Genomic DNA, 16211 nt, shown 5'->3' with positions numbered 1-16211 from the left:
CGCCTCCCGGTCCAGTGCGCCGGTGAGGCGCAGGGCCACAGGTGCGTTGTAGGTCGCGCTCGGGCCCTCGAAACGGTTCAGGAACCACAGCCGCTGCTGGGCATACGAGAGCGGAATCCGCGCCGGACGCGGATCCACCGCCTTCACCGCCCGACGCGCCACGCCTGCGTCGTCCGCGAGCGCGGCGGAGATCCCGGCGACGGTGGGGGTCTCGAAGAGTTGCCGGATGGGCAGCTCGGCGCCGAGGACGGTCCGGATACGGCTGACCAGCTTGGTCGCCAGCAGGGAGTGGCCGCCCAGACGGAAGAAGTCGTCGTCGATCGTCACCGCGTCGACGCCCAGCACCTCCGCGAACAGCGTGCAGAGGATCTCCTCGCGCGGCGAACGCGGCGCCCGCCCCTCGCTCGCGTCCCGGTCGATCTCGGGTGCCGGGAGGGCGCGGCGGTCGAGTTTGCCGTTCGGGGTCAGAGGGAGGGCGTCGAGGGCCACGAACGCCGACGGGACCATATAGGCGGGCAGCTGGGCCGCAGCGTGAGCGCGCAGGTCGTCCGTGCCCGTGCCCACGACGTAGGCGACGAGGCGCTGGTCTCCGGGTCGGTCCTCGCGCACGATGACGGCGGCGCGGGCCACGTCGGGGTGGGACATCAACACGGCCTGGATCTCGCCGAGTTCGATACGGAACCCACGGACCTTGACCTGATCGTCGACCCGGCCCACATAGACCAACTGGCCATCGGCGGTCCAACGGGCGACGTCACCGGTGCGATACATCCGCGCACCGGCAGGACCGTAGGGGTCGGCGACGAACCGCTCCGACGTCAGATCCGGACGGCCGTGATACCCACGCGCCAGCACCACACCCGCGACATACAACTCACCCGCCACACCCGGCGCCACCGGACGCAACCACTCGTCCAGCACATAAGCACGCGTGTTCCAGAACGGCCGGCCGATCGGCACCGGACCAGAACCGACCACCTCACCCGGCAGGATCCGGTAGTCGGTGCAGTTGACCGTCGCCTCGGTCGGACCGTAGGCATTGACTACGGTCACGTCCGGGTGCGTCGATCGCCAGGAAGCCAGTGCCTCGCCCAGCAGGGCTTCGCCACCCGTGATCAGCGTCCCCGACGGGGAGACCTCCCCGGGAAGCGCCTCCAGCAGACCCAGATGAGACGGCGTGACCTTCATGAACGACGGCCGCCCGGCAACAGCGGCATCCTCATCCAGCTCCGACAGCACCACACGCCCGCCGCTCACCAGCGGCGTGTACAGCGCGGTCACCGTCAGGTCGAACGCCACCGACGAATGCAACACCGCCGAACCCGACGCGTCCCGGTACACCTCCCGCGCCCGCTCCAGATACGCCCCCACCGAAGCGTGCTCAACCACCACACCCTTCGGCCGCCCCGTCGAACCCGACGTATAAATCACATACACCGGATCCCGCAGATCAACACCCACACCCTCAACCGGCGCATCCGAGAAAGCCTGCGCCTCCCCCACCATCGCCACGTCATCAATGACCAGCACCGGCTCCGCATCCGCCAGAATGTGCGCCACCCGCTCCGCCGGATACTCCGGATCCACCGGCACATACGCACCACCGGCCTTCACCACACCCAACAGAGCAACAACCAACTCCACCGACCGCGGCAACACCACCGCCACGAACGACCCACGGCCAACCCCACGCGCCCTCAACCAACCGGCCACCCCGTCCGACCGGGCATCCAACTCCGCATACGACAAGGCTTCGTTGCCGCAGACAACAGCCACCGCCTCCGGCGACCGCCCCACCTGCTCCCCGAACAACTCCGGCAACGACACCCCACGCACCACACGCGAAGCCCCCTGCCACCCCACCAGAACCCGCTCCCACTCCCCCTCGCCGAACACCTCGGCTTCGGAGACACGGGACCCACCGCCGCTGCCGACGACCCACTCCAGGACCCGCCCCAACCGCTGGACGAGGGACTCGGCGGTCCCCCGGTCAAAGACGTCGGTGCTGTACTGGAGGGCGCCGCGAAGGCCGCCCGGGGTGCCGGTCGTGCTGTGGGACTCGGCGAAGGAGAAGCCGAGGTCGAACTTGACGCGGTGGGTCTCCACCGGCTCGTGGTGGACGGTGAGTCCGGGGAGCTTGGCGATCTCGTCCAGGGCCTCGACTGGACCGGCGTTGTTGAGGTTCAGCATGGTCTGGAAGAGGGGGTGCCGGGACAGCGAGCGCTCCGGGTTGACCGCCTCCACCAGCCGCTCGAACGGCAGATCCTGATGCGCGTACGCCGCCAGGTCCGCCGCACGCACCCGCTCCAGCAACTCCGCGAACGTCGGATCGCCGGAGGTGTCCGTCCGCAGGACGAGGGTGTTGATGAAGAAGCCGACCAGGTCGTTCAGCGCGTCGTCCGTGCGGCCCGCGATCGGCGTGCCCAGTGGGACGTCCGTGCCGGCGCCCATGCGGGTGAGGAGCGTCGCCAGGCTCGCCTGGAGCACCATGAACAGGCTTGTGCGGCTGTCGCGCGCCACGCGGGTGAGGCGCTCGTGCAGCTCGGGGGGCAGTTCGAAGGTGATGACGTCGCCGCGGTAGGAGGCCACCGCGGGACGCGGGCGGTCGAACGGCAGGGACAGTTCCTCCGGCAGGCCCGCCAAGGCCTTCTTCCAGTGGGTGAGTTGACGAGCGGCCTCGCTGTCCTGGTCGTCCTCGGTGCCGAGCACCTCCTGCTGCCAGAGGCTGTAGTCGGCGTACTGCACCGGCAGTGGCGCCCACTGCGGGGCCGCGCCCCGCACCCGGGCCTCGTACGCCGTCGTCAGGTCGCGGGCCAGCGGGGTCCGGGACCAGGCGTCGGTCGCGACGTGGTGGGTGAGGAGCAGCAGGACGTGTTCGTCGGCGGCGACCTCGAACAGCGAGACCCGCAGCGGCGGTTCGGTGGCGAGGTCGAAGGGGTGGCTCGCCGCGTCCGTGAGGTCGGCGTGCAGACGGGTGGCGTCGGTGCGGACGACGGTGAGGGCCGGACGTGCCTCGTCGAGCACGATCTGGTACGGGCCCTCGGCGTCCTCGGCGAGGACCGTACGCAGGGTTTCGTGCCGTGCGGTCAGGTCGGCGAGGGCGTTCTCCAGGGCCGTACGGTCGAGAGTGCCGGACAGGCGCAGGGCGACGGGCGAGTTGTAGGCGGCGCTGGGTCCCTCGAAGCGGTGCAGGAACCACAGCCGGCGCTGGGCGTGGGACAGCGGGAGCCGGGCGGGGCGCGGCCGCACCGCGGTGATCGGGGTGCGGGCGACGCCGTTGCCGGTGTCGAGGGCGCCGGAGAGGCCGGCGACGGTGGGGGTCTCGAAGAGCTGGCGGATGGCCAGTTCCGCGCCCAGGACGGTTCTGATGCGGCTGACCAGCTTGGTGGCCAGGAGAGAGTGGCCGCCCAGGGCGAAGAAGTCGTCGTCGATGGTCAGCGACCCGATGCCGAGCACCTCCGCGAACAGGGTGCAGAGGATCTCCTCGCGGGGTGAGCGTGGTGCTCGGCCGATGCCCGTCTGCGGCCCGTAGTCGGGTGCCGGCAGGGCACGGCGGTCCAGCTTCCCGTTCGGGGTGAGCGGGAAGGCGTCGAGGGTCACGAACGCCGACGGCACCATGTAGTCGGGGAGTCGGTCGGCGGCGAGGGAGCGCAGGGCGTCGGCGGTCACGGGGGTGCCCGCGGTGGCCGCGTAGGCGACGAGGCGTTTGTCGCCGGGCTGGTCCTCGCGGAGCAACACTGCGGCCTGGGTGACGTGCTCGTGTCCGGCGAGGACGGCCTCGATCTCGCCCAGTTCGATGCGGTAGCCGCGGAGTTTGACCTGTCCGTCGCCGCGGCCGACGAACTCCAGCTGGCCGTCGTGGTTCCAGCGCAGCACGTCGCCGGTGCGGTACATGCGGGAGCCGGGGGGGCCGTAGGGGTTGGCGACGAAGCGCTCGGAGGTCAGGGCCGCGCGCTGCCAGTAGCCCCGGGCGAGGCCGGTGCCCGCGATGTAGGCCTCGCCGGGGACGCCGGGCGGCACGGGCCGCAGCCCGCTGTCGAGGACGTACAGCTGGGTGTTCCAGAAGGGGCGGCCGACGGGGACCGGGCCGCTCGGCGCGGGCGTGCCCGCGGGGACGCGGTACTGGACGCTGTTGACGGTGGCCTCGGTGGCTCCGTACACGTTGAGGACGTCGGCGCCGGGGCGGCGGGCCCGCCAGCGGTCGGCGACCTCACCGAGGAGGAGTTCACCGCCGAGCATGATCAGCCCGCTCGGGGAGGCCGCGGCGGGCAGTGCCTCCAGCAGGGCGAGAACGCTGGGGGTGCCCTTGAGGAACGTGGCCTCGGGGCCCTCGGCGGCCCGCTCGTCGAGGTCGGCCACGCGTACCAGGCCGCCGGAGACGAGGGTCGTGTAGAGGGCGGTGACGGTGAGGTCGAACGAGATCGGCGAGTGCAGCAGCGAGGTTCCGGTCATCTCCGGATAGGCGTTGCGGGCCCACTGCAGATAGGCGCCGAGCGACCGGTGTTCGATCACCACGCCCTTGGGGCGTCCGGTGGAGCCCGAGGTGTAGATGACGTACGCGGGGTGGGCGGGCAGCAGGGTCACGGCGGGTGCCGTGTCGGGCCGGCCGGCGAGGTCGGCGGTGAGGGCGGCGTCGTCGAGGAGGAGACGCGGTGCGTCGGAGTCCGGTATTCCCGGGGCGAGTTCGCGGGTGGTGAGCAGCAGCGCCGGATCGGTGTCGGCGAGCATGAACGCGATGCGGTCCGCGGGGTAGTCGGGGTCCACCGGCAGGTAGGCGGCGCCGGTCTTGAGGACGGCGAGCAGCGCGACGACGGTGTCGCAGTCGCGGGGCAGGGCGATGGCGACGAACCGCTCGGGTGCGGCACCGTGCTCCGCCAGCAGCCGGGCGAGCCGGCTGGAGCGGGTGTCGAGTTCGGCGTAGGTGAGGGTACGGTCGCCGCTGGTGACCGCGGGGGCCTGCGGGGTACGGGCCGCCTGGGAGCGGAACAGGTCGAGGACGGTGGTGTCCGCGACTTCGTGCGCGGTGTCGTTCCACTCCCGCAGCACGCGGTCGCGTTCCTGGTCGGTGAGCAGGTCGAGGCGACCGGTGGGCTGGTCCGGGTCGGCGACGAGGGCACGCAGGACCCGGACGAATCGGTCCAGGATCCGCTGAGCGGTGGCCTCGTCGAAAACGTCGGGGCGATGGTTCAGCCGGAACGTCATGGTGTCGCGGGCGGACGCGATCAGCAGCAGCGGGTAGTGGGTGGCCTCGCGGTTCTTGCCGGGGGCCAGGCTGATCGCCGCGCCGATGCCGGTGCCGGCGGTGCCGGAACGGTTGACGGGGTAGTTCTGGAACACCATGGAGGTGTCGAAGAGTTCGCCGTGCCCGACGGCGCGCTGGATCTCGGCGAGGCCGAGGTGCTGGTGCGCGGTGAGGGCGGCCTGTTCCTGCTGGACGCGGGCGACGAGGTCGGCGAGCGGTTCGGCGGCCCGCAGCCGCACCCGCGAGGGCAGCGTGTTGATGAACAGGCCCACCATGCGTTCCACGCCGTCGATCTCCGGCGGGCGTCCGGAGACGGTGGTGCCGAAGACGATGTCGTCGCGTCCGAGGTGCTTGCTGAGGGCGATCGCCCAGGCGGTCTGCACCACGGTGTTGAGGGTGACCCCGCGACCGCGGGCGATCTCGGCGAGCGCCGCCGTGTCGTCCTGGGACAGGGACGCCCGGACCTCGGCGCCGGCCACGGCCGTGTGGTCGGCGTCCGGGGCCACGAGAGTGGGCTCGACGAGGTCGGCGAACGTGTCGCGCCAGGCGGTGCGGGCGGCGTCCCGGTCCTGGTTCTCCAGCCACTTGAGGTAGTCGCGGTAGGGGCGCACGCGGGGCAGGGCGCTGTCGTCGCCCGAGGCGTCGTAGAGCGCGAAGAGGTCGCCCATGAGGACGGGCAGGGACCAGCCGTCGAGCAGGAGGTGGTGGTTGGTCAGGACGAGGCGGTGGTGGGCGGTGCCGAGCCGGAGCAGGGTGAAGCGCAGCAGCGGGGGCCGGGCCACTTCGAAGCGGGTGGCCCGCTCGGCGGCGATCAGTTCGGCGGCGGCATCGGCGCGTTCGGCCTCGGGGAGCCCGGTGAGGTCCCGCTCGTTCCAGGGCAGCCGCACCTCCCGCATCACCAGCTGGGCCCAGTCGCCGTTCTTGCGCTGGCGGAAGGCGACTCGCAGGTTGGCGTGCCGGGCCAGCAGCTTCTCGGCGGCGGTCCGCAGGGCCGTGGTGTCCAGCGCGCCGTCGATGTCGAACGACATCTGGACGACATAGGGGTCGAGCTCGCCCTCGTCGTAGACGCTGTGGAAGAGCAGGCCCTCCTGGAGCGGGGCCAGCGGCAGGATGTCCTCGATCTTCCGCGCGGTGCGACTCACTTGCTGGCCTCTTCTTCCTTCTCGAAGTCGTGCGGTTCGTCGTCGAAGTCGTCGAAGTCGTCGAACAGGTCGTCCAGTTCCTCCTCGAACGCCTCGATCTCGTCCTGGCCGATCGAGGACAGCGAGACGTCGGAGGGGGTGAGGCCGCCCGCGTGCGGGTTCTCGGAGTGGGTGACCAGGGCCCCGAGCGCCTGGAACCACAGGTCGGCCAGCTCGCGCACCTCGGACTCGTCGAGGATTCCGTCGGCCCACGTCCAGAACGCGACGAGCTCGGAGCCGTCCGGGCCGTCGTGGGTGCGGGCGTTGAGCTCGAGCGGGTGGGCGAGCGGCAGGTGCGGGGGGTCTCCGGCGACGGCGTCGACGCCGGTGACCGGGGTCCAGTCGGCGGCCCGGTCGCCGGTGGCGGCGGTGAAGCGGCCGAGGTAGTTGAACGCCACATGGGGCGCGGTCAGGCCGTCGAAACCGGGTGCGGTGGCCGGGTTGAGGTACCGGACCAGGCCGTAGCCCATGCCCTTGTCGGGGATGGACCTGAGGTGTTCCTTGACCCGTTTGACCACGGCGCCGGCGGCCGGGCCGCCGGCGAAGGCGCGGGCGAGGTCGGTGCCGTCCGTGCCGAGCCGTACGGGGTACAGGTTGGTGAACCAGCCGATGGTGCGGGACAGGTCGGCGCCCTCGACGAGATGCTCCTCGCGGCCGTGGCCCTCCAGGTCCAGCAGCACGCTCGGCCCACCGTGCCGCCAGCGCGCCCAGGCGAGGGCGAACGCGGCGAGCAGGACGTCGTTGACCTCCGCGTGGAAGGCGGCGGGGACCCGGGTCAGTACGGCGTCCGTGATGTCGCCGGGCAGGGTCATCGTCAGCCGCCCGGCCGTCGCCTGGACGTCCCGTGCCGGGTCCAGCGGGCGCCGGCCCAGCGGGGGTCCGGCGGAGCGCTGCACGTCCTGCCACCAGGCCACGTCGGCGACCCAGGCGGACTTGGCGGCCTCCTCGGTCAGGCGTGCGGCCCAGCGGCGCAGCGAGGTGCCCACCGGCTGCAGCTGTGGTTCGCGGCCGGCGGCGAGCGCCTCGTAGGCCTCGGCGAGGTCGGGGATGAGGATGCGCCAGGACACTCCGTCGACGACCAGGTGGTGGACGATCAGGAGCAGCATTCCGGGGGTGTCCGGCCCGCGGTCGAACCACACGGCCTGCACGACCCGGCCCTCGGCCAGGTGGAGCCGCTCGCAGGCGGCCGCTCCGGCGCTCTTCACCAGGGCGTCGAGGTCGGCGTCGGCCAGGCCGGCGGCGTCCACGCGCCGGACGAGGTCCGTGGCGTCGACGGCTCCCGGTCCGCGGATCTCCAGCCGCCGGCCGGGGGCGGGCGTGAGGCGGGCGCGGAGGGCGTCGTGGTGGTCCAGCAGGGTCTGGACGGCCTGGGTGAGCGCGTCGGCGTCGAGTGCGGCCGGTACCCGCAGGACGGCGGACATGTTGAACGCGTCGAGGTCGTCGGTGCGGGCGAGCAGCCAGTGCTTGATCGGCGTCAGAGGCACCTCGCCGATGCCCGCGCCCGGCTCCTCCACCACCGTCCCGCTGCTCTCGGTGACCACCTCGGCCAGCGCCGCCACCGTCCGCTGCTCGAACACATCACGCACCGACAGCTCCAGACCGGCCCGCCGCGCCCGGCTCACCAACTGGATCGACATGATGCTGTCGCCACCCAGGTCGAAGAACCCGTCGTCGACACCGACCTCCGCCAGCCCCAGCACCTCCGCGAACAGCCCGCACAGCACCTTCTCCCGCTCCGTGCGCGGTGCCGCGGCCGTCGGATCGGTGCCCGTGTCGGGGGCGGGCAGGGCCCGCCGGTCGAGCTTGCCGTTGGCGGTGAGGGGCAGTTCTTCGAGGACCACGACGAACGACGGAACCATGTAGTGGGGCAGCTGCTGTTCGAGGTGGGCGCGCAGCGAGCGGCCCAGTCCCGTGTCGTCGGCCCCGCCGTCGGGCACCACGTAGGCCACGAGCCGGGTCGGACCCCCGTTGTCCGCACGGGTGACGACGACCGCGGTGTCGACGGCCGGGTGGTCGCCGAGCACGGCCTCGACCTCGCCGGGCTCGACGCGGAAGCCGCCGATCTTGACCTGGTGGTCGGCCCGGCCCAGGAACTCCAGCTCACCGCAGTGGTTCCAGCGCACGATGTCCCCGGTGCGGTAGAGGCGGCTGCCGGGCTGCCCGAACGGCGAGGCGACGAACCGTTCCGCCGTCCGGTCGGGGCGGCCGAGGTAGCCGCGGGCCAGCTGGGCACCGCCGATGTAGAGCTCGCCGCGCACTCCGGGCGGCACCGGGCTCAGCCCGGCGTCCAGCACGTACACCGAGGCGTTCCACAGGGGTTGGCCGATGGATGCGGCCGAAGGCCACTCGTCGGTGTCGTCGGGGAGGGTCGCCGTGGTGGCCGCGTGGGTCTCGGCCGGGCCGTAGATGTTGTGTGCCATCCGCCGCCAGTCGCTCGCGCAGAACTCGCGCAGCTCGTGGCTGAGCCGGAACTGCTCGCCGCCCTGGAAGAGGTCGGTGAGGGAGTCGAGTTGCTCGCCGGTGTCGGCGGCCGCCGCGAGAAGGGCGTCGATCACGAGCGTCGGCGCGAACAGCTCGTTGATGCCGTGCTGGGTGATCCACCGGGCCAGTTCGTAGGCGTCACGACGGATGTGTTCCTGCGGGATCACCAGGGTCTTGCCAACGATCAGCGCCTGGAGGATCTCCTGCACGGCGAAGTCGAAGGAGACCGCGAGGAACTGTGCGGTCCGGGTGCCGACGCCGCCGCAGTAGGTGCCGGTGTGCCAGGCGAGCAGGTTGACCAGCGAACTCATCGGCATCACCACGCCCTTGGGGGTGCCGGTGGAGCCGGAGGTGTAGACGACGTAGGCGGGGTGCCGCAGATCCGCCGGGCGGGCCCGGTCGGCGTCGGTCAGGTCGGTGTCCGGGGCCGCGGCGAGCGCCCGGACCGTCTCCTGGGCGTCGAGGACGACGTCCAGGGCGAGACCGTCGCCCAGCGCCGGGCGGGTGGCCGTGTCGGTGATCACGACCCGGGGTACGCAGTCGTCCAGCACGGCACGCAGCCGCTGCTCGGGGGCCGCGGTGTCGAGCGTGAGGTAGGCGGCGCCCGCCTTCAGGGCCGCGAGCAGGGCGATCACCAGATCCGGCGACCGGGGCAGGGCGATCGCCACCACGTCCTCGGCGCCCACGCCCGAGGCGGCCAGGAGGTGCGCCAGCCGGTTGGCGCGGGCGTTCAGCTCGGCGTACGTGAGGGTGGTGTCCTCGCTGATCAGCGCGGTCGCCCGGGGCTCGACGGCGGTCTGCCGCTCGAAAAGCACCGGCACCGGCTCCGGGGACACGTCGTGCGCGGTGCGGTTCCACTCCTCCAGGACCCGCCACCGCTCGGCGGGCGCCATCACCTCCAGCCGGCCGATCGGCCGCCCCGGGTCGGCGACGACGCCTTCGAGCACGCGCAGCAGCCGGTCGGCGAACTCGCGCGCGGTGCCGTGGTCGAACAGGTCGGCGTTGTACTCGACGGCCGCCCGCAGTCCCTCGGGTTCGCCCTGCGGGCCGTACCGCTCGTCGAAGAAGAACGCCAGGTCGAACTTGGCGCGGCCGGTCTCCGGTGCCTGGACGTCCACGGTGAGGCCCGGCAGGCGCAGGACGTCGAGTGCCTCCTGGTTGTTGTCGAAGCCGAGCAGGACCTGGAAGAGCGGATGACGGGCCAGTGACCGGGCCGGGCTGAGCACCTCGACGAGCCGCTCGAACGGCACGTCCTGGTGCCCGTACGCGCCGAGGTTCGTCTCCCGGACCCGGCCGACCAGTTCGGTGAACGTCGGGTTGCCCGAGGTGTCGGTCCGCAGCACCAGCGTGTTCACGAAGAACCCGACGAGGTCCTCGACGGCCTCGTCGGTACGGCCCGCGACGGGGCTGCCGATGGGGATGTCGGTGCCCGCGCCGAGCCGGGTGAGCAGCACGGCCACGGCGGCCTGCGTCACCATGAACAGACTGGTGCCGGTCTCCCGGGCGAACGCGGCCAGCCCCGCGTGCAGTGCCGCGGGCACCTCGAAGGGCACCCGGCCACCGCTGTGGGACTGGCGGGCCGGGCGGGGCCGGTCGGCGGGCAGCTCCAGTTCCTCCGGAAGCCCCGCCAACGCGGTCTTCCAGTGGGCGAGTTGCCGGGAGATCTCGCTGTCCGGGTCGTCCTCGGAGCCGAGCACCCCGCGCTGCCACAGGGTGTAGTCGGCGTACTGGACGGGCAGCGGCGTCCAGGCGGGGGCCTCGCCGCGGGTGCGGGCGGTGTAGGCGAGGGACAGGTCACGGGCCAGCGGGCCCATGGACCAGCCGTCGCCGGCGATGTGATGCACCACCAGGACGAGGACGCGCTCCCCGTCGTAGGCGGAGAACAGCCAGGCCTTGAAGGGCAGTTCGGCGGTGAGGTCGAAGGGGTGGGACGCCGCGGCGCGCACCCGGTCGTCCATCTCGGCGGGGGCGACGTCGGCCTCGGTCAGCTCGGTGACCGCGTGCTCGGCCGGCAGGACGATCTGCCGCGCCCCGTCGGCGTCCTCGGTGAACAGGGTGCGCAGCGACTCGTGCCGGGCGACGAGATCGGTGAGCGCCTGGCGCAGGGCAGGCCGGTCGAGCGCGCCCTTCAGCCGCAGGGCCACCGGGATGTTGTAGGTGGCGCTCGGTCCCTCCAGGTGGTTCAGGAACCACAGGCGTTGCTGCGCGTACGACAGCGGGATACGTGCCGGACGTGCCACCGGGGTGACCGAACGGCGGGCGCCGGCGGCCTCGTCCAGCGCGTCGACGATGCCGGCGACCGTGGGGTTCTCGAAGAGGCGGCGGATGGAGAGCTCCACGCCGAGCACCGCGCGGATCCGGCTGAGCAGCCGCACCGCGGACAGCGAGTGGCCGCCGCGGTCGAAGAAGTCGTCGTCGATGCCCACCGAGGCGACGCCGAGCATTTCGGCGAAGACGGTGCACAGGATCTGCTCGCGCGGGCTGCGCGGCCCCCGGGACCGCGCGGGCCAGACGCCCGCCCCGCCCGTGTCCGCGCCGCCGGCCCCGTCGACGAGCCGCAGCTCACCGGCCGACCAGCGGGCGGACCGGCCGGTGCGGTACATCCAGTCCGCGTCGCCGAACGGGCACGGCAGCCACTCCTGTTCCGCGTCGCCCCCACCCGGCCCGGCCCCCGTCACATACAGGTGCCCCACGACGCCGGGCGGCACCGGACCCAGAGCGTCGTCGAGGACGTACACACGGGCGCCCTCCGCCGTCCCCGGCAGGGGCAGGCCGGCCAGTGCGGCGGCCACGGCGGGCCGGGACGCGTCGCTCCACCCGTCGAGCACGGCCGTACGCTCGGCCGGCTCCAGGAGATCGACCGCGCCGATCGGCCGGTCGGCACCCTCCGCCATGGCGGTCAGCAGGCGTACGAAGCGGTCGGCCACCGAACGGGCCGTGCTCCGGTCGAACAGCTCCGCGGAGAACTCCAGGTCACCGATGACACCGGCGGGCCGGCCCGCGCTGTCGAAGCGTTCCGTCAGCTCCCAGTTGAGATCGAACTTGGTGTCCTCGATCGGCAGCCGCTCCAGCTCGACGGCCACCCCCGGCAGCTGGGCCACCTCGGCGACCGTGGCCCGCGGGTCGGTGTTGTGCAGGGTCAGGCACACCTGGAAGAGGGGGTGCCGGGCGAGCGAGCGCTCCGGATTGACCGCCTCCACCAGCCGCTCGAACGGCAGGTCCTGATGGGCGTACGCCGCCAGGCTCCGCGCCCGTACCCGGTCGACGAGTTCGGTGAACGTCGGTTCGCCGGACGTGTCGGTACGCAGCACCAGAGTGTTGGCGAAGAACCCGACCAGTTCCTCCACCGCCGCGTCGGTACGGCCGGCGATCGGCGACCCCACGGGAATGTCGGTGCCCGCGCCGAGCCTGGTCAGCAGGGCGGCCAGACCCGCCTGCAGCACCATGAACAGACTGGAACGGGTCGTACGGGCCAACTCGGTGAGCGCCTCGTGGAGTTCGCCGGACAGCCGCAGGCCGACCTGACCACCGCGCTGCGTCACCACCTCGCTCCGGGGGCGGTCGAACGGCAGCTCCAGCTGGTCCGGAAGCCCGGCCAACGCCTCGGTCCAGTAGGCGAGCTGGCGGGAGATCTCGCTGTCCGGCTCGTCCTCGGAGCCGAGTACCTCCCGCTGCCACAGGCTGTAGTCGGCGTACTGCACCGGCAGCGGCGCCCACTCCGGAGCCGCACCCCGCGCCCGGGCGGCATACGCCGTCGCCAGATCACGGGCGAGCGGACGCATCGACCAGCCGTCACCCGCGATGTGGTGCAGAAGCAGCAGCAGGACGTGCTCGTCGTCCCCGACCTCGAACAGCGTGGCCCGCACGGGCGGTTCCGCGCCCAGGTCGAAGGGGTACCGCGCCTCGTCCGTGAGGCGGGCACCGAGCCGGTCCTCGTCCACGGCGACGACGTCGAGCCGCACGGCCACCTCGTACGGCTCCAGGATGACCTGGGTGAAACCACCCTCGTCCTCGGCGAAGACGGTCCGCAGGCTCTCGTGCCGCGCGACCACGTCCACGAGCGCCAGCCGCAGCGCCTCCCGGTCCAACGGTCCCGTCAGCCGCAGCGCACCTGGAGCGTTGTACGCGGTACTGCCGTCCTCCAGCAGGCTCAGGAACCGCAGCCGCTGCTGGGCGTACGAGACGGGGATACGGTCGGGCCGCGGTCCGACCGTGAGACCGGGACGCCGTGCGGGAACCGCGCCCCGCTCCAGCGCTGTGGTGATGCCGGCGACGGTGGGGGTCTCGAAGAGCTGCCGGATGGGCAGTTCGGCGCCGAGGACGGTCCGGATACGGCTGACCAGCTTGGTCGCCAGCAGGGAGTGGCCGCCGAGCCGGAAGAAGTCGTCGTCGATGGTCACCGCGTCGACGCCGAGGACTTCGGCGAGGAGGGTGCAGAGGATCTCTTCCCGGGGGGTGCGGGGGGCTCGGCCCTCGCTCGCGTCCCGGTCGATCTCGGGTGCCGGGAGGGCGCGGCGGTCGAGCTTGCCGTTCGGGGTCAGAGGGAGGGCGTCGAGGGCCACGAACGCCGACGGGACCATATAGGCGGGGAGGTGAGCGGCCGCGTGCGCACGGAGCTCCTCCTCGGACACGCCGTCCGCCACCACGTAGGCGACCAGGCGCTGGTCTCCGGGACGGTCCTCGCGCACGACCACGGCAGCCCGGGCCACGCCGGAGTGGGACATCAACACGGCCTGGATCTCGCCGAGTTCGATACGGAACCCACGGACCTTGACCTGATCGTCGACCCGGCCCACATAGACCAACTGGCCATCGGCGGTCCAACGGGCGACGTCACCGGTGCGATACATCCGCGCACCCGCCGGACCGTACGGATCGGCGACGAACCGCTCCGACGTCAGATCCGGACGGCCGTGATACCCACGCGCCAGCACCACACCCGCGACATACAACTCACCCGCCACACCCGGCGCCACCGGACGCAACCACTCGTCCAGCACATACGCACGCGTGTTCCAGAACGGCCGCCCGATCGGCACCGCACCCGACGGCACCTCCACACCCGGCAGGATCCGGTAATCGGTGCAGTTGACCGTCGCCTCCGTCGGACCGTAGGCATTGACTACGGTCACGTCCGGATGCGCCGCCCGCCAGGACGCGAGGGCCTCGCCCAGCAGGGCCTCACCACCCGTGATCAGCGTCCCCGACGGCGACACCTCCCCGGGAAGCGCCTCCAGCAGACCCAGATGCGACGGCGTGACCTTCATGAACGACGGCTGACCGGCAGCACCGGCATCCTCGTCCAGCTCCGACAGCACCACACGGCCACCACTGACCAACGGCGTGTACAACGCGGTCACCGTCAGGTCGAACGCCACCGACGAATGCAACACCGCCGAACCCGACGCATCCCGATACACCTCCCGCGCCCGCTCCAGATACGCCCCCACCGAAGCGTGCTCAACCACCACACCCTTCGGCCGCCCCGTCGAACCCGACGTATAAATCACATACACCGGATCCCGCAGATCAACACCCACCCCCTCAACCGGCGCGTCCGAGAAAGCCTGCGCCTCCCCCACCATCGCCACGTCATCAATGACCAGCACCGGCTCCGCATCCGCCAAAATGTGCGCCACCCGCTCCGCCGGATACTCCGGATCCACCGGCACATACGCACCACCGGCCTTCACCACACCCAACAGAGCAACAACCAACTCCACCGACCGCGGCAACACCACCGCCACGAACGACCCACGGCCAACCCCACGCGACCTCAACCACGAAGCCACCCGGTTCGACCGGGCATCCAACTCCGCATACGACAAGGAGTCGTTGCCGCAGACAACAGCGACCGCCTCCGGCGAGCGCCTCACCTGCTCCCCGAACAACTCCGGCAACGACACCCCACGCACCACACGCGAAGCCCCCTGCCACCCCACCAGAACCCGCTCCCGCTCCCCCGCATCGAGAACCTCGATCTCGGAGACACGACGGGAATCACCGCCCTCGGCCACCCACTCCAGTACCCGCACCAACCGGTCCATGTGGGAGGCGAGTTCGGCGTCCGTGTACAGCTCGGGATGGGCGTCCAGCTCGATCCGTATGCCGGCGCTCGAATCGGCCGTACCGTAAAAATTGATCTTCAGGTCGTTGACGGGGCCCGTGGACAGCGGATGGGCCACGGCCGGGGTGGTGCCGAAGAAGAGCTCGTTGGCGAAGGCCATGATGTTGACGGTCGGGCCGAGGCGGGTCTGGCCGGCGCCGGACAGGCCCAGTTCGTGAATGAGCTCCTCGCCGCGGAAGCGCTGGTGGCGGATCACGTCGGCGAGGGACCGGGACACCCGGGCGGCGAGGTCCGCGAAGGAGGTGTCCGAGGTGATCGTCACCCGCAGCGGCAGCACGTTGACCATGGCACTCGGGGTGGTCAGGGACGTGCGGCCGGTGCGGCCCGCGAGCGGCAGCGAGAAGGTGAAGCTCGTGCGGCCCGTCATCCGGTGGAAGAAGGCCGCTGTGGCGCCGAGCGCCAGCGCGGGCCACTGCACGCCGAGGCGGGCGGCCGTCCCGGCGAGCCGGTGAGCCAGCGGGGTCGGCAGGGTGTGGACGTGGCGGCGGAGGCTGTGGGTGCCGGGAGACGGGCGGCCCGCGAGGGACACCGGGTCGGGCAGGTCGGTGAAGACGTCGCGCCAGTGGGCGCGGTCCTGGCCGTGCCGGCGCGACCCGGCGTAGGCCGCCTCGTCCGCGACGACCCGGTCGAGGGTCGCGAAGCCGGTGGGCGCGGGCTCGTCGCCGGCGAGCATGGCCGAGTAGAGCGCCGCGACGCGGGCGGCGTAGACGGAGTGGCCGAAGCCGTCGAGGACGGCGTGGTGGTAGCCGTGGAAGTACCAGTGCCGGTCGTCGGCGAGGGTGAGCAGAGCCTGTTCGCTCAGGGGGCCGCGGTCCAGGTCGAAGGGCTTGGCCATGCGGTCGTTCATCCACCTGTGTGCGGCGGCCTCCGGGTCGGGGGCCGTGCGCAGGTCGAGGAGCCGCAGGGGGTTCGGTTCCGCGGGCTCGACGATCTGATGGAGAGTCACTTCTCGGCCGCTGTCGGTGTCCCGCTCGTCCTGGGCGAAGTGCGAGCGCAGGGCCTCGGTCTCCTCGACGCCCCGCCGTACGGCCTCGGCGAGGACCGCGGTGTCGAGCGGGCCGGAGATCTCGAAGTAGCCGCCGCAGTTGTAGAGGGGGCTGTCCGCGTGCAAGTGCTGGGCGACCCATATGCCGGACTGTGCGGCGGAGACGGGTCGACGGAGCAGACGGGCTTCGGACAT

General features: G+C 71.9%; 2 protein-coding genes (1 of these 2 cut by a window edge). Both read right to left on the bottom strand.

Going from position 1 to position 16211, the window contains the following annotated elements:
* A protein-coding gene (locus ACIRD7_RS05345) for a non-ribosomal peptide synthase/polyketide synthase (protein ID WP_403449972.1) crosses the window boundary here: on the bottom strand, positions 1-6384 show its 5' end (the start). Its footprint begins 14049 nt before the window's first position; the window shows 6384 of its 20433 coding nt (coding positions 1-6384); it begins with the start codon at positions 6382-6384; its stop codon lies off the left edge, out of view.
* Complete coding sequence (locus ACIRD7_RS05340) at positions 6381-16211, bottom strand: amino acid adenylation domain-containing protein (RefSeq protein ID WP_403449969.1); 9831 nt, start codon at positions 16209-16211, stop codon at positions 6381-6383. Before ACIRD7_RS05340 ends, ACIRD7_RS05345 begins: the two co-directional genes overlap by 4 nt.

It is taken from the genome of Streptomyces sp. NPDC093568, assembly GCF_044764945.1.
Taxonomy (GTDB): Bacteria; Actinomycetota; Actinomycetes; order Streptomycetales; family Streptomycetaceae; genus Streptomyces.
The sequence above is the reverse complement of the archived record's forward strand: the minus strand, read 5'-3'. Positions and strand labels throughout refer to the sequence as shown.

Excerpts from the sequence above, each read along its gene's own strand:
- ACIRD7_RS05340 (WP_403449969.1), bottom strand. The coding sequence starts at position 16,211 with ATGTCCGAAGCCCGTCTGCTCCGTCGACCCGTCTCCGCCGCACAGTCC.